The sequence below is a fragment of the Streptomyces sp. SID3343 genome (assembly GCF_009865215.1).
Taxonomy (GTDB): domain Bacteria; phylum Actinomycetota; class Actinomycetes; order Streptomycetales; family Streptomycetaceae; genus Embleya.
Genome location: NZ_WWJX01000161.1, coordinates 1 through 23,955 on the forward strand (window position 1 = coordinate 1; position 23,955 = coordinate 23,955).

Consider the following 23,955-nt stretch of genomic DNA (forward strand, 5'->3'; position numbering starts at 1 on the left):
CCCAGGGTTCCGTCGGGCCGCAGGACGACCTCGGGATCGCCCGTGACGGCCATCGCTCCGCCGGGTGTGGTCTGTTGCCACGGCTTGAAGTCGCTTCCCGGGCCCGCCTTGTTGCCCGTCCCCATCACCACCCCGCCCGTGGTCCGCACGTACACGCTGATCGTGCCGTCGGCGTATCGCACGACCGAGGGCCGACCCGCGAACCCGCCCTGCGAGCTCAACTGTTGCCACGGACCGAAGCCCGCCCCGGGCGCGGACTGCCCCCGCCCGTACACGTTTCCGTCCGCCTGTACCGCGTACGTCCCGATCGTGCCGTTTCCCCACAGCACCATCTCCGGACCACCCAGAACGGATTCGGTCCACCATGTCGTCTGCTTGCGCGCACCCGGCCAGCCGAAACTGATGTGCACGTGATCGGTATGCGGGCTGCTTCCGCTGTACGCGGACCACGATTTCGTGTTCGCCGCCCAGATGCGGCGGTTCCAGATGAGGTACATGACGCCCATGCGCCGGGCGAGGGCATGCTGGTTGTTCCATCGGTCGGTCGCCAACAACCAGGCGACCAGAGCGTCCCCCTGCGCTCGTTGATTTCCGTCGTTTGCGTTGAAGGGATAGTCGAGCGCTCGACCCTCCTTGTGTTCGCTGCGCCCTTCCGCACCGCACGACCGGCCGATTCCGAGGTCGCCGCGACCGTACGTGGCCTTCAGCAGGTCGCGGATGCTCAGGACGCCCGGCTTGGGTGTCGGATCGCATCCGGTCTGGCCCTGGTAGGGCTGGTATCCGTCGATGCGGGGACCGAAATCCGGAGCCGAGGGGTGCAGGGCGGCCACCGCCGACCGACCTTGGGTTTCAGTTGACATGGACTGCTCCGATCCTCGTACGTGTGGTGCTCGGCGCGAACCGCTTCTTCCGTCGCGGTGCGGGTGTGACCCATCCGTGAGGTCGGCGACCACGCGACACTCACCAAAACGAGTCGATGTCCCCGGAGTGACGAGCGAGCCGGTGGTGGTCGACATCGATTCCATCGCCGGCTCGTTCCTTCTCCTCGCCGGGGAATCCGGTCGACTCCCTCTGTGGGGAGAACGCTGCGGGTGGCCTTCTCGTATGACAGGCCGCCCGACAAAAATCGATACACCCGGGCTGTTGGCCTCGACCCGCCCGAGTCCGGTGGCGCCGTCGACGGATCCACCCCGACGGCGCCGGTCGCCCCTTCTGCGTCATCGCGCTCGATCGGATCGGCACGGGTGACTCTCCAACCGCGGATTCACGCGTCGGCGCGAAAATCGTGACCGGCCCGGCACGGCATCCGCGTCGCGAGGCCGTCCGGGTCTTGACGGTTCACTTCTCGGCGAGTCCGACCGGCGCGGGTGCCGTCGCGGCCCAGGCTGTTTCCGTGACCGTGTCAGCGCGGACGCGGCGCGAGCGAAAGGACGAACATGACGAGCACGCGCGGCCGCATCGCCGCCCTGCTGGGCGCCCTCGCAATGATCGCCGGCGCCACCCCCGTCACCCCTTCGGCCGGTGTCGCCGGCCCGGTCGAATCCGCCCGCGTCGGCGAGATCACCGGTCGGGCACCGTGCCCGGACGCCCCCGAGTTCACCTGCGCAACCCTGACCGTCCCGTTCGACCACAGCGGTGCCACTCCCGGCACCCTCGGCCTCGATGTGGCCGTCACCGGCAACACCACGGCGCCCAAAGGCGACCTGCTGTTCCTCACCGGTGGCCCCGGCCAGCCCGGAGTCTCGGCGATGAGGCGGATGGCGAGCCGGCTGGCGCCCGTCCTGAAGGCCTACCGGCTGGTGATGTACGACCAGCGCGGCACCGGCCGGGGCGCGCTCCGCTGCCCGGGCCTCCAGGCGGACATGGGCTCCTCCGACCTCGCCGTACCACGCAGGCAGTCGATCGCCGAGTGCGCCGCCGCTCTCGGCCCCAACGCCCGTCACTACAGCACGGCGGACACCGTCGCCGACATCGACCTGCTGCGCCGCGCCCTCGGCGACCGGCGCCTGACCCTGGACGGGGTCTCGTACGGCAGCTTCGTCGCCGAACGGTACGCGCTCGCCCACCCGGCGCACGTGACCCGGCTGGTGCTCGACTCGGTGGTGCCGCAACAGGGTTACGACCCGCTGGACCTGGCCGCGCTGCCCGCGAGTGCCCGGGTTCTGCGGGCCGCGTGCCTGGCCACCGACTGCACGACCGACCCGGCCGCCGACCTCGCCGCCACCGTTCGGCGCTACGGCAACGGGGCGCAGATCCTGAGCACGCTCACCGGCTACGGGTTCGTCGACCCGGACTACGCAGGGGTCCCGGAAACCCTGCACGAGGCCGCCGCCGGGCAGCCCGCGAAGCTCCGTGACCTCTTCGAGCTCGTCCGCCGGCAGGTCGACACCGCGTCGGCCGAAGAGCTCAGCCAGGGGCTGCACTCCGCCGCCCTGTGCGCCGACTCGCACTTCCCGTGGGGCACCACCGACACCCCCATCGCGGGCCGCGCGGCGGCGCTCGAGCACACCGGGCGGCGGCTGACGGCCGAGCAGACCTGGCCCTACGACCCGGCGACCGCCACCGGGCTCGGCAGCCTCCTGGTCTGCCTCGCCTGGCCGCGCGAACAGGTGCCTCCCACGCCCCCGGGCCACCGCATGCTGCCGAACGTTCCGGTCCTGCTGCTCGGCGGCGACCGGGACCTTTCCACGCCGTACGAACTGCTCCACCAGCAGGCCCGCTCGGTGCACGATCCGCGGATCGTGATCGTGCCCGGGGCGGCGCACTCGGTGCAGAACCGGGCGACGAACCCGGCCGGACGGCAGGCGGTGTACGACTTCCTACTGAAGTAGCGCACGCCGTCGCCGAGCGGTCCCACAGGCGGACGAAGCCGCCCGGCGCCTCGCCGACAACCGGAATCCGCTCGGCCCGGCACCTGGTGTTCCCGATCCACCACGGGCCGCGGTGGCTGGGGCTGCCCCCTTTCGCGAACCGGGCAACGGTCTCGTCCTTACTCCGGGGCCGGTACGAACACCACCGGCGTGCGGCTGTGGCGCAGGCAGTACAGGCCGACTCCGCCCGGGTTCTCCGGCGAGTGGATACTCGTCGTGCCCAGGACCAGCAGCTCCGCTTCCTTCGCCCGGTTCACCAGCACGCTTCCGGGCGGCCCCTCGATCGGGGCCGCCAAGACCCGGGTCGGCGCCTCCGGGTCGCGGAACAACTCGGCCAATGCGTGCCGCAGGCGCTCGCGAGCCACCTCCACCGGGGCATCACTTCCCGGGAAGTCCGGCTTCGCGTCATCGGGTTGCTGCCATACCGCCACCACATCCAGCACCGACCCCCGCTCGCGCGCCTGCTTTGCCGCCCAGCGCAGGGCGACAACGCACCCGTAGGAACCATCCAGGCCCACCACGACCCGCCGCCGGCGATCGTGCGGCTCCATGGCGGCCTCGTACACCTCATGTACCCGCGCCGTCACGGCTGCGGCGCCCGGTGCCTGGTGCTTGTTGTTCGTGTGCATATCGGTCTCCCTGTCGTGTGTGGTCGGGGCGGCCGGCGCCCCTCGCGGCGGGCGGCTGCGGGCGCCATGGCTCACCTCACCAGCCTGCGTCGGCGGCGGGATCGTCGCCAGGGCCGGGTGGCCCGTTTGAACGGAGGACACCAGGTCGCGCGTACGAGGCGTACGGGGCACATCCGGATGGTTCCGGCGACCCGCAGGCCGACATCCTGCGCGGCCCTGGCGTGCGCCGGCACCTCGTCGTAGTCGTTGCGCCCGACCGCGCCGCCTCGGTAGGGCCGCGGACCGGCGCCGCACGCGCACGCCGTGGACCGCACGATGTGGTTCACCCGCCCCCGCGGCACCGTCCGTCGACCGGCCGACCCGGACCGGGCGACGACGGTACGCGCCCCGAGAGGACCGGCTCGACGGCCACTGTGATCGTGCGTCCCGCCGGATCGACGACCGAGCGGACATTCAGCCATCGGGTGAACTCTTGCCGACGAAGCCGGCCGACGAAGCCGATGACACGTGGATTCGTGCGACTTCGGAGCTCGTGATCAGACTCTTTTATGTCTTATACAGAGAAAATTCTATCAATAGAGCCATTTCGAGAAATAAAACAAGTGCAAACGGGGGAATAGGATATTTCGGCGTAGGCTGTTCTTTTGTCGGCCGGAGAATTTCTCCGACCGCGCAATCGGAAGGCATTCCCATGCGCTTCATGCGCACTCCCGCCATTTCCCGGACCCTTGTGGTCGCCGCGATCGCCGTGGCCGGCCTCGCGACCCCAACCCTTGCCTCCGCGTCGGCGCGGGCCGACGCCGGTGGCGCCGGGACCCGCATCAGCCTTGGCATTCTCGGCCTGCCCGGTGCCAACGGTGCCAACGGCGTGGGCTCCAACGGCGGTCTCGGCGGCCTGGGTGGCACCGGTGGCGCTGCCGGAGCGAACGGCAACGGCGGCCTCGGTGGTGCCGGTGGCAACGCCGACGGCAACGGAAGCATCGGTGGTGCCGGTGGCACCGGTGGCGCGGGCGGAGCGAACGGAAACGGCGGCAACGGCGGCCTCGGCGGTGGTGCCACACTCGGCGGGACCGGTGGCAAGGGCGGCGTAGGTGGCGTCGGCAACGCCGGCACCGGGATCGCCGGCGGCAAGGGCGGCAACGGCGGCGCCTCCACGGCGGGCGGCGGTCACCAGGGCGGCCTTGGAGGCGCCGGGGGCGCGGCCAGCCCGGTGTGCCCCGGCAAGCCCGGTGGCAACGGCACCGCCGCCACTTTCGGCGCGGACGGTACGACCGGGGCGACCGGCGCAGCCGGCCGCTCCACTCTTCCCTGCTGAGACGCCATCGGCGGCCTCGGGGCGGCGATCCCGTGTATGAGGTGACCGGTGACGAGCTCCGAGGTGACGCGAAACCACGCCTGTTGTTCGTCACCGCCCTCGACTTGGGGCAGCAGGCGGTCCAGACGAGCGACGATCGCGGGGTCCTGGACGAGGGACGCGTGGCCGGTGATGGTGCCCGTCCAGCCGGTATCCGCAGCCTGGTCGATGTGGTCCGCCTGGAACGCGACCACCGTGTCACGGGCCGCCTTGACCAGTGACGAGCCGATCGGGGTGCGAAACACCACACACTCCCGGTCGAGCGCGAAGGCCACCAGGTGGACGGCGGGAAGAGCGCTCTCGCTCACGATGACGCGTCCCAGCGATGCGCTCGCCATCAGCTCCAGGGTCTCGTGGCGACCCAGAGGGCGTTTCGTCGGGGCGTGTTCGCTCATTTCCCCACCCTCGAATCCCGACCCGATCCAGGGAAGGGCCGAAGGGCCCTGTGGTCGCGGGACGGACCCAACTCTCCAGAACAAATCCTCGGGTGGAAAGCCTCGGCGGAAACCGGTGGGGCGGATCAGGACTCGTCGGTCCTCGAAGCGGCACAACCGTCGCCGGACCCGGATGTCGCCGTGCGAGTGCACCGCCGGCGGGCTCGGAACCGGCGTGCCCGGCGGCGCCGCATGCGCGAGCCACCGCCATAGCAGCTCGGGAAGTTCGTCTTCGGGATCGCGGCGCATGGGATCGGGGGTCGGCGTGGGGGCGGGTTCCTCCGGATGTGCGGACGGGTCCTCGCGTGATGCCGGGCCCCCTGGGGCGGCTGACGTGTGGGATGACTAAACAGGTTCGGCCGGCAACCGTCGCATGGGCTCCCGGCCGAGCCGCAGATGGGTCAGAGCAGCCAGCGGTTGCGTCGGACGATCGGCAGACGGGCCCACACGGCGCCCAGGCCCAGTCGGCTGCCTACGGCGATCGCGGCCAAGGCGATCAGGGATGTCGCGTAGACGACGTGGTAGTCGGTGAACGGGTTGGTGGAGGAGGTGGCCCTGCCGGTGTCCAAGTGTTTGGCGGGCGGCCATTCGGCGATCCACATCAGCGCCATCATGGCGGTGCCGGCCAGGGCCGCCAAGCGAATGCCGACGCCCAGGATCAAGGCGACGCCGACGCTGAGCAGGCCGAGCATGAACAGCCAGTCCGCCCATGGCTCGCCGGCCCAGCCGCGCAGCCACCCCGCCATCGGTCCGACGTGCACGTGCGACAGGAAGCCCTGGGTGGGGGAGCCGCCGTCGACCCAACCCTTGCCACCCGCAGTGGCGTAGCCGAACCCGAAGGCCTTGTCGAGGAATGCCCACAAGAACACGAAACCCAGCACGATCCGAAGTCCCGCAATGGCGACATCGGCGCGAACCGACGCGATCGCCGAGGACGCCGTCGTCACGTCGCGCGCGGTGTTGTCGGCCGCAGGCCGGCTTGCGGGGGTCGAGCGGTTCTGCAGATGGAAGCGCGGAGTCAAACGGTGGCCGTGCGACGTCGCCATGTCGGTTCCCTCCCGATGGACGCCGGGCGCATCGCCCGGCGCTCGACCGCCGACGTGATTCCTGCGGTCGTGACATCAGCCTCCAGCGGGGCGGGGTCCCGGCCACAGGGCCGACCGGCCCGACCCGCCGGGTCCAACAGCCGGTTGCCGTCAGCCGAAAGGCGCGACCAGGCGGAGGCACCCGTGGTGGAACCCGGTGTGCCCGGCCCGGCCCGGCCCGACCGGACGGGTGCGGTGCGAAGCTGTAGGGAGCGTGTCGTAGAGAGCGTGTCGTCAGGCCAGCGGGACACACCATTCCAGGATCGCGCCGCCGTTCGATCCGGGGCCGAAGGAGCAGGAGCCGCCCAGACTTTCGGCCCGTTCGCGCAGATTGCCCAAGCCGCTCTCGCGGGTCGTGGTGGCGGGTGGTCCCACACCGTCGTCGAGTATTCGCACCCGCAGTCGCTCGTCGTTCGTTTCCACGTGCGTCTCGACGCGACTCGCGTGTGCGTGCCGAGCCGCGTTCGCCAGCGCTTCGCGCAGGACCGCGATGACGTGTACGGCAATCGGGTCCGGAACCAGAGTGTCCACCAGACCGTCCACACGCAGCATCGGGGCGAAGCCGAGCATCTCGGTGGCCGCGTCCATTTCGCGCAGGCAGCGTGCACGCAGCCCGGTGCCGGTGTCACGGCCCTGGGCCTTGAGCGAAAAGATCGTCGAGCGGATGACCTTGATCGTGTCATCCAACGCGTCGACCGCGGACTCGACACGCTCCAGCGCCTCCGGGTGGTCGATGAAGCGGGTCGCGCTCTGCAGGGTCATGCCGGTGGCGAACAGGCGCTGGATGGCCAGGTCGTGCAAGTCACGCGCGATCCGGTCGCGGTCCTGGAAGACGGTCAGCAACTCCGCGTCGCGACGCCGTTCGGCGATCTCCAGTGCCAGCGCCGCATGGTCGGCGAAGCCGGTGATCATGCGCACCACGGCCTCCGCCAGTTGTGGACGATCCACTCGGTTGGCGATCTGGAGCACACCTCGGACCCGCTCGGGCGTGCCCAACGGCACCAGGAACGCCGATCCGAGATCGAGCCCCACCGCATGGGCGACCACTGCGCCCGGGTCATGGCTGAGTTCCGTGCTGGTGATCGTCTCGCCCGAGCTGAACACCTTGCCCATCAACGTGCTTTCGCCCGTCAGGACCAACCCTCGGATCCGCTCCGCGAACGGGCCCTCGGCGGCTTCGACAACCAGGTCCCCGGTCCCGGGGACCGGGACCGCCAGAGTGACCAGGTCGGCATCGGCCATGTCGCGGATGGTCGCGGTGAAGGATTGCAGGACGTCCGTGGGGGCGTCGCCGGAGAGCAGACTGCGGGTCAGTTCCGAACTGGCGGCCAACCAGCGCTCGCGTCGGCGCACGTCGTCGAACAGGCGCGCGTTGTCGATGGCGACGCCGGCCGCGGCCGCGAGTGTGCGCAACACCGCCTCGTCGTCCTCGTCGAAGTCCACACCGCCGCGTTTCTCGGTGAGGTAGAGGTTGCCGAACACCGTGTTACGGATGCGGATCGGGACACCCATGAAGGTGTTCATCGGCGGGTGGCCGTCCGGAAAGCCGAACGAATCCTCGTGTTGCGAGAGGTCGTGCAGGCGCAGCGGGTGGGGGTCGCGGATGATCAGCCCCAGGATGCCGCGTCCGGTGGGGTACGGTCCGATCCGCCGGCTCGTCTCGGGGTCCAAGCCCACCGTCAGGAACCGCGCGAGTTGTTCCTCGTCGCCGATCACGCCGAGGGCGCCGTACTCGGCGTCGACGAGCGTCGCCGCCGACTCGACGATCCGGCGGAGCACGGTCTCCAAGTCCAGGTCGCTGCCCACCGACAGTACGGCCTCCAGTAACCCGCTCACTCGATCCCGGGTCGCGCGGACCACCTCGACATGGGCCTGGAGCTCGTCCAGCAACTCGTCCAGGCGCATACGTGGCAGCGCGGGTTGCTGGTCCGACGTCACAGCCCCTCCAACGGTTCGGTGACGCGTCGGGACGGTCCCGAGTGCCATCGTGTCAAACCCGGTCGCCCGCGTCTGCACTCGGCCTCGGGCGCACCTCGCGGTTCGGTTCGACCGGTGCCGGCTGCGGATCCGATCGAGGAGCCGAACGGCCCTGGGGAGAGGGCCGAGAGCGGGGCCGGAAGGCCCTGTGCGGCGCCACCGAGGCAGAGCAGGCCGAGGTGCACGTCCCAGCGGAGGAAACGACGGACCCGCGCCCGCAGCACTGCGTCCCGCCGTGCGTCGTGGTCGGGATCGACGCCGACCCCTTGCTCAACCACGGACCCGTTCTGTGGGCCGCACACGAGGCGGCTCTGCGGGGAGCGGCAGTGCGCCTGGTGCACGCCTGGGAACCGGCCCCCGCCCACCGCGCGCACGACGCGCCGATGCGCGACCTCGTCGACCCGATCGCGCGGCGCGGGCGGGTCCGCGAACCGATGGACACGGCCGAACAGGCCGCGCACCACGCGCGTTTCGGACCGACGGTGATTCGGCAGCCGAGCGAGGGGCCCGCCGTCGCGGTCCTGCTCGACGCCGCGAACGAGGCATCGCTGCTCGTCCTGGGCAGTCGCTCGCGCCATGCGGACCGGCGCCCGCTCGGACCCGTCACCCGCGACTGCCTGCGTTGCGCACGGTGTCCCGTCGTCACCGTCGGCGCCGCGCCCGTCGTGGTATCCGCTGATCGGTGACAGTTGCGGTTCCGGTGGGGCGGTACCGCCCACTACGGTGAGAGGTGAGGACGCGTTTTTCGGTGCCCGACAACGGAGTCCGACCGACCTCCCGAGGAGGGCCGTGTCCACATCACCCATTCGCGTGTTCCTGTTGGACGATCACGAGGTGGTCCGCAGGGGCCTGGCGGATCTGCTCGGCGGCGAACCCGACATCGAGATCGTGGGCGAATCGGGCTCCGCCGTCGAGGCCGCGCGACGCATTCCGGCGCTGCGACCGGACGTTGCCATACTGGACGGCCGACTGCCGGACGGCACCGGCATCGACGTGTGCCGTGAGGTCCGCTCTCGGTTCCCGGAGATCAACGCGCTGATCCTGACGTCGTACGACGACGAGGACGCGTTGTTCGCGGCGATCATGGCGGGTGCCGCCGGCTACGTGCTCAAGCAGATCCGCGGGCAGGACCTGATCGCGGCCGTGCGCGCGGTGGCCGCCGGGCAGTCGCTGCTGGACCCGGCGGTGACCACACGCGTCCTGGACCGAGTCCGCAACGGCCCTGCGGCCGAGCCGGGCCCGGCCGGGCTCAGCGAGCGCGAGAAGCAGGTCCTGGGGCACATCGCCCAGGGCCAGACGAACCGGGAGATCGCCGAGAGCCTGGGTCTGGCGGAGAAGACCGTCAAGAACTACGTCTCGGCGGTGCTGAACAAGCTCGGTCTCGAACGCCGGGTCCAGGCAGCCGTGTACGTGACCCAACTACACCAAGGCAACGAGCGACACCGGAGCTGACCACCCGGGTATGCCGGAGGCCGCCCTCGGACACGATGCCGAGCACGCGACTCGTAGGCCACCACCGGTAGCGCACTGACCCGCCACGTCTTTGGCAGGCCTGCGATGTCCCGGTAATCGAGGTCGGATTCGGCAGTGACGACGTTCTCGGTGTGTCGCCGATGTCGCACGCGAGTCAGGGCCGCACTACCCCGAGCACAGGGCCGTTCGGCCCGGGCGCGCGAGCCCGGGATGCGGTGTGCTGGGAACCGGATCGACGCATGAACCACCAGGAGGCGGCCGCCGTGTTCTCGTTCGCTCACCATCGCACGGATCTCGCGTCTCCGCGCGGCCGGTTCGCAGGCCGCCGCGCGAAGTCGTGCACGCTGTACCTGCGCTCGATGAACATCGGACCGGCACCGGGCACGGTAACCTCGTCGCCGGCGCCGATGTCTCTCGTCCTGGCAGACCTCGAATGGGGTAAGCGCGAAACCCACTTGCGCGCCGGACGACCGCCGTGGTGGCAGCCGATCGGCCGCCGGTGGGAACAGGTGAGTGACGCCGAACTCGCCGCCGACCGCGAGCGGCTGCGGACTCCGGCCGACATGGTGGTCCGCGATGCGTGCTGAACCGGAGTACGGTCCGAACCCGGCCAACCCCGGACGGGTCCTGGTGGTCAACGCGGGCTCGTCGAGCCTGAAACTGTCGGTGGTCGAGCCGGACGACTCGATCGCCCGCACGACGGACTTGCGCTGCGTCGAAACGATGCCCTCCGAGGCGATCGCCGACTTCGTACGCTCGGCGGATTCCATTCGTGCCGTCGGGCATCGGATCGTGCATGGTGGCCCCGACTTCACCGGCCCGGTCCGGCTTGATCCCAGGGTGTACGCGCGGATCGTCGCCCTACGCTCGTTGGCGCCCCTGCACCAGGACCGCGCGATCGCCGGCATCGACGCGGTCCGCGAGTTGTGCCCTGAACTTCCTTCCGTCGCCTGCTTCGACACCGCCTTCCACCACACGCTTTTCGGCCGAGGCGAGCACGTATGCGCTCCCCCAGGAGTGGCGCGCCAGGTGGGGTCTGCGTCGCTACGGCTTCCATGGCCTGTCGCACGCCTACGCCTCGGCGCGGGCGAGCGAACTCACCGACCTCGATGCGACATCGGCGCGCGTGGTCAGTTGCCACCTCGGCGCCGGAGCGTCGCTGGCCGCGGTCCGAGGCGGCGTATCCGTCGACACCACCATGGGCTTCACCCCTACCGAGGGTCTGGTGATGGCCACCCGCGCGGGCGACCTGGACCCGGGAATGCTCGTATGGCTGCAACGAAACGGCGTCGAACTCGACCGACTCGAGAACGTGTTGGAACACGAGGCCGGACTGAGCGCGCTGGCCGGACACGGCGGTGACATGCGCGCGATCCGGGTCGACGCCGACGCGGGCGACCTCCGCGCCCGACTGGCCCGCGCCATCTATGCCTACCGGGTGCGTACCGGGATCGCGGCCATGGCCGCCGCGATGGGCGGCATGGACATCCTGGTGTTCACCGGCGGCGTGGGCGAACACGACGACGGCGTACGGGCCCAGGCGGTTGCCGAACTGGGGTTCTTGGGCGTGGGCTTGGACCCGGGCGCCAACGCGCGAGCGGTGGGCGACGCCGAGATCGGAGCGTCGGACGCACCGGTGCGAACCGTCGTGGTCACCGCCCGCGAGGACGTGTGGATCGCGCGCGAGACCCGCGGGGTGTCGGGCTGATCGTCCGCCCGCCACCGGGATGCGCCCCGGACGTGTCCGGCGCGACGCTTCGTCGGCGGCTCGGCATGCGAGCCCGCGGATACCGGCGGCCGTCTTCACGGTCCCTGGGCGCTCAGTGCGTACTCGGGGAGTCCGACGACCAGGTCCAGTCCCGAACCTCGGGCACGTCCTCACCGTGTTCAAGGATCCATCCGCGATGCCTGGCCCGTGCGTCGAGCATGGTCTGACGCACGGTGGCGGCGCGTGCCCTCAGACCGGGGACGCGGTCGATGACGTCGATCACGCGCTGGTAGCGGTCCATGTCGTTGAGCACGACCATGTCGAACGGCGTGGTGGTGGTGCCGTTCTCCTTGTACCCGCGTACGTGCAACTCGTCGTGGTTGTGGCGACGATAGGCGAGCCGGTGGATCAGCCACGGATAGCCGTGGTACGCGAAGATCACCGGCACGTCGGTGCCGAACAGCGCGTCGTAATCCGCGTCGGGCATGCCGTGCGGGTGCTCGCTCTCGGGCAGCAGGCGCATCAGGTCGACCACGTTGACCACGCGTACTCGCAGATCCGGCAGGTGCCGACGGATCAGGTCGACGGCGGCGAGCGTCTCCAGGGTCGGCACGTCACCGGCGCAGGCCAAAACCACGTCGGGGTCGCCGTCGTCGTTGGAGGCCCACTCCCAGATACCGGCGCCGCGCGCGCAGTGCAACATCGCCTCGTCCATCGTCAGCCAGTTCGGGCCGGGGGTCTTGCCGGCGACGATCACGTTGACCAGGCCGCGGCTGCGCAGTACATGGTCGCCCACCGACAGCAGGGTGTTGGTGTCCGGTGGCAGGTACACCCGGACGACTTCCGGGCGTTTGTTGATCACATGGTCGACGAACCCGGGATCCTGGTGTGAGAAGCCGTTCTGGTCCTGGCGCCACACGTGAGAGGTGAGCAGGTAGTTGAGCGACGCGATCGGCGGACGCCAGCCGATCTCCCGGGAGGCGTGCAGCCACTTGGCATGCTGGTTGAACATCGACGACACGATGTGCGTGAACGCCTCGTAGCACGAGAACACGCCGTGACGTCCCGTCAGGAGGTAGCCCTCCAGCATCCCCTGGCAGGTGTGCTCGGACAGGATCTCCACGACCCGCCCGTCCGGAGCCAGATGCGCGTCGAGGTCGGTGATCGGCTCCTGCCAGGCCTTGGCCGTCGCGCCGTAGACCGCGCCGAGCCGATTCGACTCGGTCTCGTCCGGCCCGAACAAACGAAAATCGCGTCGAGCCGCGGTCCGGGCGAACACCTCGCACAGATACTCGCCGAGCGCCCGGGTGGGCTCCGACGAGGACACGCCGGGCTCGGTCACCTTGACCGCGAAGACGTGCGGGTCCGGCAGCGGTAGATCCCGCAGCACGGTACCGCCGTTGGCCTCGGGGACCGCGCCCAGGCGGGCGCGGCCGGTGGGCACGTTGGCAAGCACGGCCGCGGTCGGCCGGCCGTCCCGGTCGAAGAGCTCGTCCGGGCGGTAGGAACGCATCCACGTCTCGAGGGCTGCCAAGTGCTCCGGGTTCTCGCGCACGCCGGCCAGCGGGACCTGGTGCGCGCGCCACGTACCCTCGACCGGGAGGGCGTCCACCGTGCGCGGGCCGGTCCAGCCCTTCGGGGTGCGCAGCACGATCATCGGCCACCGCGGGCGTCCCCCAGAGGTGGCCTTGAGGTCGGTGATCTCGTCCAGTGCCTCGTCCAACGCGGCGGCGAACGCGGCGTGCACGCACGTGGGTTCGTCGCCCTCGACATGGATGGGGCGCCAGCCGTAGCCGGTCAGCAGCGCGTCCAGTTCCTCGCGTGGCATCCGGGCGAGCAGTGTCGGGTTGGCGATCTTCCAGCCGTTCAGGTGCAGGATCGGCAACACCGTGCCGTCGGTTCGCGGGCTGAGGAACTTGGTGCCGTGCCAGGACGCGGCCAGCGGGCCGGTCTCGGCTTCGCCGTCACCGATCACGCAGGCCACGACCAGGTCGGGATTGTCGAAGGCCGCCCCGAACGCGTGCGAGAGGCTGTACCCGAGCTCGCCCCCCTCGTGGATGGAGCCGGGCACGCCTGGTGCGATATGGCTGGGCACACCACCCGGGTAGGAGAACTGGCGGAACAGCGCGGCCATGCCGGCCTCGTCCCGCGAGACGTTCGGGTAGCGCTCGCTGTAGGTGCCGTCCAGCCAGGAACCGGCAAGGGCGGCGGGGCCACCGTGCCCGGGGCCCGTGACGTGCATCGCGTGCGTGCCGCGTTCGCGGATCACCCGGTTCAGGTGCGCGTAGATCAGGTTCAGGCCGGGGGAGGTACCCCAGTGCCCAAGCAGGCGCGGCTTGATGTGGTCGGGCCGCAGCGGTTCGACCAGAAGTGGGTTGCCTTTCAGATAGATCTGGCCCACCGCGAGATAATTCGCGGCCCGCCACCAAGCGTCGACCATCGTCAGATCGGGTCCTGCGGGAATCGCCATCGTCATCGGTCTTCCTCTCGTGCGCCCGGGTCTCGCTCGACTCCACGCTGGTGCTTGAAGCGGAGAGGGTGAAGGGCCGAACGGCCCTACGAGAGGGGGCCGTCCAGGCCCGACCGGCCGAGACGGCGGGCCGTGCCCGGAGGTGGTCTGTCGACGGCGGCCCCGAACGGCGGTATTTCACGAAGCGGCCGTATTTGTACGCCCTTTCGGGGGCGTTCCGGGAACGCTCGTGTGGCGCCTGGGGCGAAAGGTGTCGTGGGGGGTGTCGGCCTCGATGGGCCACGGCCCAGGTCCGTCGGGAGGCTACACCCCGATGTGTACGAACGGCACCCAGCCGCTCGGGTGGTGTGGGCGTGCCGCGCGTTCCTTCAGGGTGGCCTCGTGTAGCAGGCGCGCGCTGTTGTCGGGTCTGATTCGTCCGTCGCGGGCGAGGGAGCGGTAAAGGGTCTCGGCCACGCGGGCGGAGGCGCGATCGGAGATCGTCGTCTGCGTGCCGATCACGTGCTGGTATCCCCCATATTGCAGAGCCGAGGTCAGCGAGACCACTTCGTCGGGCATCAGGGCGTGCGGCCGGGCCGTCGTACAGGCCGCGAGGAAGGCGAACTCCGGTCGGCCGGTGCGGATCCCGACGAGGTCGGCCACGGTCAGCGTGCGGTCCTGGAGGACCAGCCCCGTTCGCGACGGGTGATCGAGGTCCTGGACTCCGTGGCAGTCGAAGTGGACCCAGGGGTGCGTTCCCAGGCTCCCGGTGACCGATTGCCAGGTGGCGTCCGGGCCTTCGAGCAGCGACAGGCGGTGGGGCGGAATCAGATACCTGAGCTGGTCGCGGGTCCTGGCCGCCGCCGGGATGGCCACGTCTCCAGGCCGGTCGGAGACCGACACGAGCAGGAACCGACGGACGTCCTGCGCACCGGTACGTCGATTGGCACCCCGCAGATCTCGGGCCGCCCGGGCCCAGACGAGGACACGGAGTGTGGGTGTATACGAGGAGACGACGCGCGCGGGCAGCGAGGCAGTGGGGTTGCCCGGCCCGAACCACGGAGCGGTGGCCGCGTGCAGTGGCAGCGCGCCCAGAACTCCCGAAGGGCACCACCACACCCGTGGTAGTCGACCCTCTTCTTCCGAGGGCGCGAGTACCCGAAGCACGGGAGAGGCGAGGGTGCGCCAGAGCCAGAGGATGGTGTCGTCGACGGCGCGTTCACGGGTGGGCCCCGGGCCACCGTTGAGGGCCCGTAGGTAGCGATCGGCCCGCTTCCCGGCCGATTCGGCATCGAGGTCGGGAAGTTCGACCACGTCCGGTACGTCGCGATCGCTCCGTACGATCAGCGCGTAGCAGCCGAAGCGACTGACGACGACCACGACGACCGGGCCCTCGCTCGCGGCGGGCCGGAGGTCGTGCTTGTAGATCGGCACGCGCAGGGTCGCAGGGAGTTGCGTCTTCGCCGTACGGGCAGCGATGTGCCAGCGCAGTCGTTGCCAGGTACGACCGGCGATTTCCCATGCGTCGGCTCCCGCATCGAGGAAAGACCATCGACGGGCCTGGATCATATCCGGATTCGTGGGTGTTCGAGCGTGTCTGTGTTCGCTCGCGACCACGCGTTCGATGCGCCTGGCGAGGCGGGGCTGCACCACGTACGTCTCCGCCCTGATGGAGCGATGCAGCAGCGCGTCCCACTGGAGCGCGCGTCCGGCCTCGAAGAGTTCCAAGGCTCGCACGGAGTGGCCGGCCGCGATGGCGCAGGCGGCCGCGTCGGCGGCGAGCCCGGTGCCCTCGGTCAACAGCTTTGCGTGGGTGGCCGCGTCGGTGATGTCTGCGGGATCGACGGCAAAGTGATGTCCCGCGACGGCGCGGGGCAGGAGCCTCACGGCTGCCGCGAGGTCGCGGTATCCGGCGGCGGGCCCCGCGGCGCTCGCCATCGCGTACCCGGACGAGCGCAGGGCCTGGACACGCGCCGGGACGGGCAGCGAGGTCATGGCGCCCAGTTGGCCTTGGACCGCGGCGATACCGGCCGCCGGTGGTGACGGCTCGACGGACGTTCCCACGGAGTCGACATCCGGCTCCGGGCCTCGGCCCTCCAGCAGTTGCCGTAACGGCCCCGGCGGAGGGCGGCGTGGTGCCCGGGGGCGCGACCGGGTTTTCGCAACGTCGTCTTTCTTCTTCAGGGCGTCGAGGAGGGCGACCAGTCGGGCGGCCTCGGCGGAACGGTCGCCGAGGCGCTGCGACGCCTCGTGGCTCAGCGTACGGATGGCCCGGTTCAGGTCGTCCGGATTGCCGTCGCGATCGAAGCGGCTCAGCAGGGCGACGGCGAGATTGTTGGCACCGATTACCCGTCGCCGCCGTTGGGGCACGGTCACCCGCCGCCGTGCCTGGGAGAGTTCGCGTACCGACGCGTCCAGTTCGCCCCGGTCGCCGGTGGCCAGGTAGCGGGTGTAATGGCGAAGACCACGGCGGGTACGGACGACGAAACCCGGCTCGTGTCGCCCCCGCCAACTGTCGAGGAAGTACGCGATCACGAATCGGGGATAGGGCCCCGGCAACGGCGGAACGAACCCCAACGACGTGCGCTTTTCGTATTGGGGACAGGGAGAGCGACGCCGATATCGCAGCCGGAGGAAATGGGCCGGCAGACCGATCAGAACCCGGAGCGCCCCCATGAGCCGGGCAATCCCGGCGGATCGACGACGGACCCGCCACCCGCGACCTACCCCACGTCGGTTCGCGGCGCGCTGCTTCGCCAACTCGGCGCGTTGTTCGGGACCCATATTCGCGACGTGGTCGTACCGGACGTGCGGGCGGACCGCCCGACGACCTCGTTCCGGATCGCCGCCGTCGGGTCCCCGGTATTGAACGAACGACATCAACTTCTCCTTCCGAGCTTCATCGGCGGTGCCGTGCGCGAGCGAGTGCCGCAGCCACGGCCGTGCCGACGAGGAAGCCGAACCCCGCGCAGGAGAGCGTCGTACTCGGCGGGGGAGTCGAGCCCTGTACCGCGGCGATCGTCACCCAGCCGAGCGAGGCCGTGACCATCCCGATCGAGGCCTGCAACACGAACAGTGACCATCGGCGGTCCGGCAGCAGGACGCGCACGACGGCGAGTGAGGCCGACAGCGCGAAGGCACCGAGGGCCGTGACGACGGCGGGTTTGACGGCTGCCGGGACCGGAACGGTGTATTCGAGGGACTGCACAGCCGCCAGACACATCAACACCGCCCCCACCACGCCGGCCAGCCCCGCGTTGAGGCTCTCCTGACGGCGTTGCCGACCGCGTTGCGACAGTTGGTCCAGCACGGTCCCGATCCGCTCACACCGTTGGAGCGTGTGTTCGAGGTAGATCGCGTCATCGTCGAGTTGCCGACCGAACCACTCGGCCAACGCGCGATCATCGGCGAAGGGTCCGACGGGGCGGGCGACACCGGAAGCCGGAGGCGGCGCCGACGACCCCTCCTCCGACGGATCCAGGACCCGGAGGTTGTCCGCGACGATCTCCACGGTGCGACGCATCTCCCGCAGGCGCGTCGACCGGTCGATCAGGGCCAGGACCCGCGCCTGGAGGTCGTCCAAGAGTCGCGCCGCCGATGTCCCCGGGATGCGTTCGGAGGGCTGGTGCCGGGCCGGTGGCACCACCCTCAGGAGCTCTCGCAGGCACGCGTCGGTCTCCTGCCGCAGCCGCCACAGGCCCGGATGGGCGGCGCGCCACACTCGCAGTTGGTGGCGCAGACGCCCAGCATGGAGCAAGTAGTGCGCCAGGGGCGGAAGTTCCCGTACCGATCCCGCGACGACCCAGGCCAGCGCGCTCAGTTCGGCGTCGCCGTCCGGGCCTGCGATCACCGCGAGACGGCGGACGGTGCGGTCGTCGCCCGGCCCGCAGCTCTCCCACACCGCGACGCGGCCGCCCAGCAACGCCCCCGGCCCCGAGCGCACGCCCGTCCCCGAGCCGTCCGTGGGAACGGAGTCCTGCACCGACTCGGGGCACGCCCGGACGGGCGTGGCGGGATCGGTCAGGCGGGCCAGGAACAAACGCGCCGAACCGAGTACGCCCGACGGAGCGGCGCCGGCCGCCCTTTCGACCCGTGACCACCGGGCGTCCAATTCCGACCAGGTCACGCCCTCGACGGTGTCCGGTTCCAACACCGCCGACAGGCAGAACGTGTCGTACTCGCGGCGCAGGACGACCTGGTGCATTCCTCCCGGCCGGGACCGGGCGGCCGACAGGCCCGGTGGCGCCTGCGCCCAAGCCGGACCGAGGTCGGCGTTCATGCCGGGTACGGGCTCGGTCATCCCGAGTACGTCGCCGCACGCGCGCCACATGCGGTGCAGGTAGGCCAGGTCGGCGACCGAATCCTCGCCGTCGGCGGCGACAAACACGTGAACGACCAGAGCTCTAGCGCCGAGTCGTGCCGACATCGTCGCGGCCCTCGCCGTGCCGTCCGTCGTCCTGTTCGGCCCCCGCCCGGTTCGACGTCCCCGGTAGGCCGGCGCTTTCCAGGGTGTGCACGAGCCGATCGATGCGCACCCGTACCGCCGCCGGCGCGGGGGCCGGCATCGCGGCGTTCGCGGCCTCGAGGCCGGCGACCCTCTCGGGCCCTGCGGCCTCCAGCGAATGAACCGCGTGCCGAAAGCCGCAGGCATCCCCGGCCTTCAGCGCCGCGTCCACCGACTGCAACAGTTGCTCGACACGTGTCCAACGATCGGTATCGAGTCGCCAGATCAGTGCTTCCCGTAGTACTTCGACACTCTCCTCGCAGTACCCGTTCACCGTTTCTCCCCCGGTCGGATTCCTCTCGCGGCGGCAACCTACCGATACCCGGGCTCCCGTGTCCGACGAAGCGCCAACGTTCCCCCGTACGGGGTGAGCACGTGCAGTTCGTCGGTTGCACCACCGCCCGGATCGGCGAGGTCTCCGGCGTGCGGGCCCGCGACATCGACACGAGGGCCCGGGTGTGGGGTTGGTGGTTCGCCGAACACGTCGACGACCGCGGCGGCGACGCGTTCAGCGAACAACGGGAGTGCCGGCCGCCCGGGTCGCGGCCCGGTATTGGCTGGGAGTCATCCCCGTCGCGCTCCGGAAGGCGCGGGTGAAATCGGAGGGCTGGGCGAAGCCCCACCGGTTGGCGATGGCGTGGATGGTGAGGTGACGCAGGGAGGGTTCCGCCAGGTCGTGCCGGCAGCGGTCCAGGCGCCGGTGTCTGATGTACGCGCCGACGGACGCGCCGTGCTGCTGGAAGATCCGATGCAGGTATCGCAGCGAGATCTGATGCGCCGCCGCGACCGTGCTGGGACCCAACTCGCGGAGGTGAAGGTGTTGGTCGATGAAACTCGTGATGCGCAGGAACAGGACGTCTCCCGGCGACCGCGAGGGGGCGATCGTCTCGCCGTCGAGATGGTGGGCCAGCGTGGCTGTGGCCAGGTCGAGGGCGATGCCGCCCAGCCTTGTCGCGTCTTGCGGGGTGAACCGCTCGGGTTCGTCGGCCAAGGTGGTCATGAACCGAGCCAGGAGGTGACCTACGCCGTGCGTGCCCGACAGCGGTGTCGCCAACAGCCGGTCGGCGTGTGGCAGCGGCAGTAGTCGCTTCGGGAACTGTACGAGAACCGACTCGGACCGGCCGGCGGGACCGGACTCGACGGCAGCGACGAATGGACGGGAGCTGTCGTAGAAGACCAGGTCCCCTGGCTCCAGGAGAGCACTCGACCTGGCTTGCTCGATGCCCTGACACCCGGTGCGGATCAGCGCGAGTTGGTACTGCTCGGGGTCCGACTGCCGGATCAGAGCGGGCGTCCGTTGGGACACCAGGGGCCCGTAAGCCATCGAGGTGACCTGTGTGGGTCCCAACTGCATGGCCTGAAGGCGTGCCCCGAACGTGGTCGGGTCCAATGACTTGAACTTCGTGGTCACCAGCGCCAAAGCCGTCGTCTCCACCCACGCCCCGACGCGGTCGTCGACGGGCAAGTCGGCGCTGTCGAAGACCGTTTCCATGGGAATCCCCGTTCACCGTAAGGCGCGACGGAAAAATTGTTCCCCGTGTTCGGCCTCACCAGTGCGCCGAGTGCCAAGCAATGTGCGCTCGGTGACAACGACTCGTCGTGGCTCCGGCGCCAGCATGGGAGTCCTGGCCCCCGGAAGACTCCGGTGCGCCCCCGGTGTCCGCGGGATCTCCCGGGAACCGGTGTGCGCGGGCCATGGCCGATCGACCACGAGAAGAGGCAACACCCCATGAAACGTGCACTCTTCGGCGCCTTCGTCGCCGTCACGGTCGCCACCGGCGGCATGGTGGTCACCGCCGGGACGGCTCAGGCTCGGACGTCTCCCTCCGTCGCGGGTATGACCGTACATACCGCGGACGGACAATTGGTCGCCGCCAAGCTGTGTCAGCCGTGGCACGACAAGAACACCTTCGGCGTGCGGTGCAACACCAACCGGGCCTACTACGCGTGGGCCAAGTGCAAGAACGGGCAAACGGCCACCGGCGTCGTGACCAACAGCAACCGCTGGTCCTACGCCTACTGCACGTCCCGCGGCTCGTCCCTCGACTACGGCAAGGGGAAGTGGGCTCCCTGACCGGCAGACCTGCCCGACCCGGCACATACCGGGCCGGGCAGGTCGACTGACGTAATGGGCGGACCGCCGGCATCACGGCACGGGCATTTCCCGGCCTGCGTGCGGCGCTTGTACGCCGGCGCTTCGTCAGTCCTTGAGCGCCGCTCGGTAGGGGCCGAACAGGCCCGATACTCCGCATCGATCGCGATGGTCGACACCGTTTGGTCGTCGTTGTCGGCACGTAGTCGAGTCGGTCGACCGACCTGACCCCGGCCCCGAACGGTTCCTGCCGGTCAACGGCCTCGTGTGTCCGCTGTCGTCCATCGTGTCAGGGAGCACACGTCGGCGAGCTGCGCACCGGCAATTGCCTTGAGACGAGACGGGCTTGAGACGAGACGGGCGAGCGATCCGGCCGGGATCACGGGGCTTGGACGTCACGGGGTCGACGTCTCAATGGTCTAGTCGGCTCCGGCAAGCGCCGACCAGACAAGCGAACAGAACCGCAAAGACCCTGCGAGGCGGGTTCTCATGATGTGACCTCTACGGCTTGGCCGACGAGGTTATCGCCGATCCGGCCGGGGCCGCAGAGTCCGGAACCCCCGCGTAGTCGGGCAGCTCGACGCCGTTGATCGCGCGTCCGACCAGCTCGGTGAACCATTCACCGGCGAAATTGGGGCTCGGCTCGGCGTCCGGGCCGGGAACGTCGCGGCTGCGGGCGTTCAATCGGCCGATCTCCTGGTTGGCCTCGACGAACGAGCGCATCCGCGCCTCGTAGCGGGCGAACCCCGCGTCGGGGTCCCACCCGGCAGCGGCCAGCTCCCCGGCCAGCAGGTAGGCACCGACCAGGGCCAGCCCGGTGCCCTGTCCGGACATCGGCGACGAGCTGAACGCCGCGTCCCCGAGCAAACCCACCGCCCACTCGACCAGCGGTCCATCACCACCTGGGCGACCTGGTCGAGGTAGAAGTCCGGGGTGTCGTCCAGGTGCGCGAGGATGTCCGGGGTCAACCAGCCCAGGCCCGCCATCCGCTCCCGCAGCAGGACCTTCTGGGCCGCGACGTCACGGTGGTCGACGTCGAAGTCGGCCGAGGCGAAGTAGAACATGGCCATCGCCCGGGTGGCGTCCCGGATGGGCCGCAGGAGGGCGGAGCGCCCGGACTCCCGATCCTGGTACTCGAGCAGCCAACGGTCCAACCCGAACTCGTTGGGCACACTGTAGAAGGCCAACACGTGCCCGAGGTGGCGGAGAAACCGCTCATGCGGCCCGAAGACCATCGCTCGCAGCTCCGAGTGCGGCCCGTCTGCCCCGACCACCAAGTCGAAGCGCCGCCGGTCGCCGCCCGCGAAGACCACGTCGACTCCGTCCGCGTCCTGGACGAGGTCGGCGATTCGGTCGTCGAAGACGTACTCGACGCCGTCGCGGGTGTCCTCGTAGAGCACCCGGGACAGGTCCCCGCGCAGGATCTCGATGTCCGCGATGAACCCGTCGCCCCCGTCGTCGTCGGCACGGAAGGTCTCCAGCACCTGCCCGTCCGCGTCCACGGTGTGCGCACCCGCGGTGTCGGTACACGCCGCGCGCACCGCCGCGGCCAACCCCATGCGCTCGATGGCCTCCCTGGCGACCCCGCGCGCGTCCACCGCCTGCCCGCCGGGACGCAGCTCGGGAGCCCGCTCCACCACGGTCACCTCAGCCCCCCGCCTGCGCAGCCAGTGGGCCAGCGCGGGTCCCGCGATGCTCGCCCCCGCCACCAACACCCTGGGACCGCTCACCCGCGTCCCCTGCCCGCCCGTCCGGATCGCGTGCCCCTGGCCGGAGTCGTCGACACTCATCACTGCCTCCATGTGCTTCCTCCCGCGCTGGAACGTTCCCGGCACAGGCCCATCGCTGTCGGTGTGTCCAGCCGTATCGACCACCGATCCGCACAAAACTCATCGGTCGCGGCAGACATCGACGAGGAATGCCGACTCCGACCAGCCTCGTATGAACCCAGACTGGTGAAAACCAGGCGAACCAGCCTGCCGGCCAGGCCGCCGCCTGAGACTTCGCCGAATCTGCGCGCAACACAGGTGGCCCCGTCGAGCGCCGCCGACCTGGGGCTGGGCTGAACGCGGCACGAAGCAGAGTGGTTGTCACCGACGCCGAGTGTGCAACAGATGAATACGAACCACCGCCGTCCCACCGTACGGACGGCACGGGCGGCTGGTACACGGCCCGATGTCGTGGGTGGCCGCGACGCATGCGCGCACTCGTGAAGAACCGCAAAGTCGGTCTTGGTGCCGGTGTCGGTGCCTCGTCGACGTCATGAATCGTCCCGGGGTGGGTCGGCGGGTTCCGCGGAAGCCGTGGGTGGTTCGACGAGAGTCACTGCCTGGGCGAAGAGAGCGGGAACCGCCCGGTGTGATGGTGTGAGGCATGCCGTAGATGGAGTAATGGGCGATGGGGCTGCTTGGCGGCGCCAGGCTGTGGTCGTTGATCACGGACCACCGCCGGGCCTGCTCTCCCCTGTGCCGGGAGGCCCGACTCGGCGGCCCGGGTGCCCCCCCGACACACGAAGGACACGTCATGCCGGAGACCGACCCGCAGCCCTTGAGCCTGCGCACGCTGACCCTGATCGTCGAGGGCATGCCCTCCACCACGTGGTGCCTCGACGACGAAGGGGTGCTTACCGACTTGAAGGCGAAGCCGTTCGTGCTCGCCGAGGGCTCGCACTACAAGCTCGTGATCGGCTTCGTGGTCGACCACGAGAACGTGTTCGGCCTCAGATACGTGAAGCACGTCTACCGCAAGGGGGTCAGGGTCGCCAAGGACGATCGGATGCTGGGTTCCTTCGGTCCGACGAAGGAGACACACGAAGTGACCATTCCTCAGCGTGGCTGGGAGGAGACCCCCGGCGGGACCTTGAACCGTGGTCCCTACACCGCCAAGGTGACCTTGACGGACGACGGCGGTGTGACGCACGGGGCGTTCGAGTACGGCTTCGAGATCAGGACGAGTCGGCCTGCCACCGAACCGATCAGCTGAGGAACCTCCCCCATCGCCACCGCAGGGCCGCCGTACCTCAGAGACGATTCGCTATCCATCGGCGATTTCGCGCCCTTCGGGGTAACTCCTGGCGAACAACGAAGTTTCGAACACGCCACCCCGATGGGTCTCGGCATATCAGCCTATGCAAGTCCACCGGCAACCACCTTCGCCTACATCACCGACAACCGATGCCTGAACAGCGAACTGTGGCCTGCCGCATGTGTGTTCTCGCGATGAGGTAGGTCAGGCAGTCGACAAGTTCCCTTGCAGCCGCCCCAGTTCGAGATGCTGATCGGGACGGGGATGCGCAAGGGTGAGGTGTGGGTCTGCATTTCGGCGGACGTGCATCTGGACGGTGCCTGGTCTTCAGCAGGGCTCAGGGGAACTCACGGGAC

The 23,955-nt window shown here is 69.9% G+C and carries 18 protein-coding genes and 2 pseudogenes; 8 read left to right on the forward strand and 12 right to left on the reverse strand.

What is annotated here, in order from left to right; all coding sequences use genetic code 11:
* Positions 1-860 (reverse strand): annotated as a pseudogene (locus tag GT354_RS05505) (hypothetical protein); the annotation flags it as partial.
* A 576-nt stretch (positions 861-1,436) separates the two neighbouring features.
* Here GT354_RS05505 and GT354_RS05510 point away from each other — a divergent pair.
* Positions 1,437-2,831 (forward strand): alpha/beta fold hydrolase, encoded by a 1,395-nt coding sequence (locus tag GT354_RS05510; RefSeq protein WP_161355040.1) that lies wholly within the window; start codon positions 1,437-1,439, stop codon positions 2,829-2,831.
* A 158-nt stretch (positions 2,832-2,989) separates the two neighbouring features.
* On the opposite strand, the gene GT354_RS05515 is transcribed toward GT354_RS05510, so the two are convergent.
* A complete protein-coding gene (locus GT354_RS05515) occupies positions 2,990-3,499 on the reverse strand; it encodes a universal stress protein (protein ID WP_161355041.1) in 510 nt (169 codons plus the stop codon).
* 472 nt (positions 3,500-3,971) lie between these two features.
* Between GT354_RS05515 and GT354_RS53500 the strand changes: the two genes are divergently transcribed.
* The gene (locus tag GT354_RS53500) at positions 3,972-4,814 is read left to right on the forward strand and encodes a hypothetical protein (protein ID WP_237534421.1); all 843 of its coding nucleotides are present in this window, start codon (positions 3,972-3,974) and stop codon (positions 4,812-4,814) included.
* 104 nt (positions 4,815-4,918) lie between these two features.
* On the opposite strand, the pseudogene GT354_RS56360 reads toward GT354_RS53500, so the two are convergent.
* From GT354_RS56360 to GT354_RS05535, 3 genes and pseudogenes are all read right to left on the reverse strand, one after another.
* Positions 4,919-5,536: pseudogene (locus tag GT354_RS56360) on the reverse strand (pyridoxamine 5'-phosphate oxidase family protein); the annotation flags it as partial.
* A gap of 152 nt (positions 5,537-5,688) precedes the next feature.
* A complete protein-coding gene (locus tag GT354_RS05530; protein WP_161355043.1) occupies positions 5,689-6,333 on the reverse strand; it encodes a DoxX family membrane protein in 645 nt (214 codons plus the stop codon).
* 273 nt (positions 6,334-6,606) lie between these two features.
* A complete protein-coding gene (locus GT354_RS05535) occupies positions 6,607-8,310 on the reverse strand; it encodes a GAF domain-containing protein (RefSeq protein ID WP_346011874.1) in 1,704 nt (567 codons plus the stop codon).
* A 218-nt stretch (positions 8,311-8,528) separates the two neighbouring features.
* Here GT354_RS05535 and GT354_RS05540 point away from each other — a divergent pair, with 218 nt between their 5' ends.
* From GT354_RS05540 to GT354_RS05555, 4 genes are all read left to right on the forward strand, one after another.
* The gene (locus GT354_RS05540; RefSeq protein ID WP_161355044.1) at positions 8,529-9,035 is read left to right on the forward strand and encodes a universal stress protein; all 507 of its coding nucleotides are present in this window, start codon (positions 8,529-8,531) and stop codon (positions 9,033-9,035) included.
* A 103-nt stretch (positions 9,036-9,138) separates the two neighbouring features.
* A complete protein-coding gene (locus GT354_RS05545; protein ID WP_346011875.1) occupies positions 9,139-9,801 on the forward strand; it encodes a response regulator transcription factor in 663 nt (220 codons plus the stop codon).
* Positions 9,802-10,061: 260 nt separating this feature from the next.
* Positions 10,062-10,409: a hypothetical protein gene (locus GT354_RS05550; protein WP_161355045.1), complete on the forward strand. Its 348-nt coding sequence runs from the start codon at positions 10,062-10,064 to the stop codon at positions 10,407-10,409.
* A 209-nt stretch (positions 10,410-10,618) separates the two neighbouring features.
* Positions 10,619-11,530, forward strand: a complete 912-nt coding sequence (locus GT354_RS05555) for an acetate kinase (RefSeq protein ID WP_272923758.1) — start codon at positions 10,619-10,621, stop codon at positions 11,528-11,530.
* A 112-nt stretch (positions 11,531-11,642) separates the two neighbouring features.
* Here the strand turns inward: GT354_RS05555 and GT354_RS05560 are convergent, their stop codons facing one another.
* The 5 genes from GT354_RS05560 to GT354_RS05580 all read right to left on the reverse strand — a co-directional run bounded on the left by GT354_RS05560 (position 11,643) and on the right by GT354_RS05580 (position 19,975).
* Positions 11,643-14,006: a phosphoketolase family protein gene (locus tag GT354_RS05560; RefSeq protein ID WP_161355046.1), complete on the reverse strand. Its 2,364-nt coding sequence runs from the start codon at positions 14,004-14,006 to the stop codon at positions 11,643-11,645.
* 297 nt (positions 14,007-14,303) lie between these two features.
* Complete coding sequence (locus GT354_RS56365) at positions 14,304-16,514, reverse strand: CHAT domain-containing protein (protein ID WP_161355047.1); 2,211 nt, start codon at positions 16,512-16,514, stop codon at positions 14,304-14,306.
* 364 nt (positions 16,515-16,878) lie between these two features.
* A complete protein-coding gene (locus GT354_RS05570; protein ID WP_237534403.1) occupies positions 16,879-18,405 on the reverse strand; it encodes a CATRA conflict system CASPASE/TPR repeat-associated protein in 1,527 nt (508 codons plus the stop codon).
* A complete protein-coding gene (locus tag GT354_RS05575) occupies positions 18,383-18,757 on the reverse strand; it encodes a CATRA system-associated protein (RefSeq protein WP_161355049.1) in 375 nt (124 codons plus the stop codon). Before GT354_RS05575 ends, GT354_RS05570 begins: the two co-directional genes overlap by 23 nt.
* A 234-nt stretch (positions 18,758-18,991) precedes the next feature.
* Positions 18,992-19,975, reverse strand: coding sequence for a helix-turn-helix domain-containing protein (locus GT354_RS05580; RefSeq protein ID WP_161355050.1), 984 nt, complete (start codon positions 19,973-19,975; stop codon positions 18,992-18,994).
* Between the two features lie 237 nt (positions 19,976-20,212).
* On the opposite strand from GT354_RS05580, the gene GT354_RS05585 reads away from it, so the two are divergent.
* Positions 20,213-20,557: a hypothetical protein gene (locus GT354_RS05585; protein WP_161355051.1), complete on the forward strand. Its 345-nt coding sequence runs from the start codon at positions 20,213-20,215 to the stop codon at positions 20,555-20,557.
* A gap of 519 nt (positions 20,558-21,076) precedes the next feature.
* Here the strand turns inward: GT354_RS05585 and GT354_RS53520 are convergent.
* The gene (locus GT354_RS53520) at positions 21,077-21,298 is read right to left on the reverse strand and encodes a hypothetical protein (RefSeq protein ID WP_237534404.1); all 222 of its coding nucleotides are present in this window, start codon (positions 21,296-21,298) and stop codon (positions 21,077-21,079) included.
* Entirely contained in the window at positions 21,256-22,365 is a 1,110-nt protein-coding gene (locus tag GT354_RS05590; RefSeq protein ID WP_237534405.1) for an FAD-dependent monooxygenase, read from the reverse strand. The genes GT354_RS53520 and GT354_RS05590 overlap by 43 nt, the downstream gene beginning before the upstream one ends.
* Positions 22,366-23,098: 733 nt before the next feature.
* Here GT354_RS05590 and GT354_RS05595 point away from each other — a divergent pair.
* A complete protein-coding gene (locus tag GT354_RS05595; protein ID WP_161355052.1) occupies positions 23,099-23,557 on the forward strand; it encodes a hypothetical protein in 459 nt (152 codons plus the stop codon).
* Positions 23,558-23,955 lie beyond the last annotated feature (398 nt).

What these genes read in the sequence shown, in the direction of transcription:
- GT354_RS05555 (WP_272923758.1), top strand. Translation starts at nt 10,619, where the DNA reads ATGGTGGCCCCGACTTCACCGGCCCGGTCCGGCTTGATCCCAGGGTGT.
- GT354_RS53520 (WP_237534404.1), bottom strand. Translation starts at nt 21,298, where the DNA reads ATGCGCTCGTTCGTCGAGGCCAACCAGGAGATCGGCCGATTGAACGCC.
- GT354_RS05510 (WP_161355040.1), top strand. Translation starts at nt 1,437, where the DNA reads ATGACGAGCACGCGCGGCCGCATCGCCGCCCTGCTGGGCGCCCTCGCA.
- GT354_RS05590 (WP_237534405.1), bottom strand. Translation starts at nt 22,365, where the DNA reads ATGAGTGTCGACGACTCCGGCCAGGGGCACGCGATCCGGACGGGCGGG.
- GT354_RS05560 (WP_161355046.1), bottom strand. Translation starts at nt 14,006, where the DNA reads ATGACGATGGCGATTCCCGCAGGACCCGATCTGACGATGGTCGACGCT.
- GT354_RS05515 (WP_161355041.1), bottom strand. Translation starts at nt 3,499, where the DNA reads ATGCACACGAACAACAAGCACCAGGCACCGGGCGCCGCAGCCGTGACG.
- GT354_RS05580 (WP_161355050.1), bottom strand. Translation starts at nt 19,975, where the DNA reads ATGGAAACGGTCTTCGACAGCGCCGACTTGCCCGTCGACGACCGCGTC.
- GT354_RS05530 (WP_161355043.1), bottom strand. Translation starts at nt 6,333, where the DNA reads ATGGCGACGTCGCACGGCCACCGTTTGACTCCGCGCTTCCATCTGCAG.
- GT354_RS05595 (WP_161355052.1), top strand. Translation starts at nt 23,099, where the DNA reads ATGCCGGAGACCGACCCGCAGCCCTTGAGCCTGCGCACGCTGACCCTG.
- GT354_RS05550 (WP_161355045.1), top strand. Translation starts at nt 10,062, where the DNA reads ATGAACCACCAGGAGGCGGCCGCCGTGTTCTCGTTCGCTCACCATCGC.
- GT354_RS05585 (WP_161355051.1), top strand. Translation starts at nt 20,213, where the DNA reads ATGAAACGTGCACTCTTCGGCGCCTTCGTCGCCGTCACGGTCGCCACC.
- GT354_RS05570 (WP_237534403.1), bottom strand. Translation starts at nt 18,405, where the DNA reads ATGTCGGCACGACTCGGCGCTAGAGCTCTGGTCGTTCACGTGTTTGTC.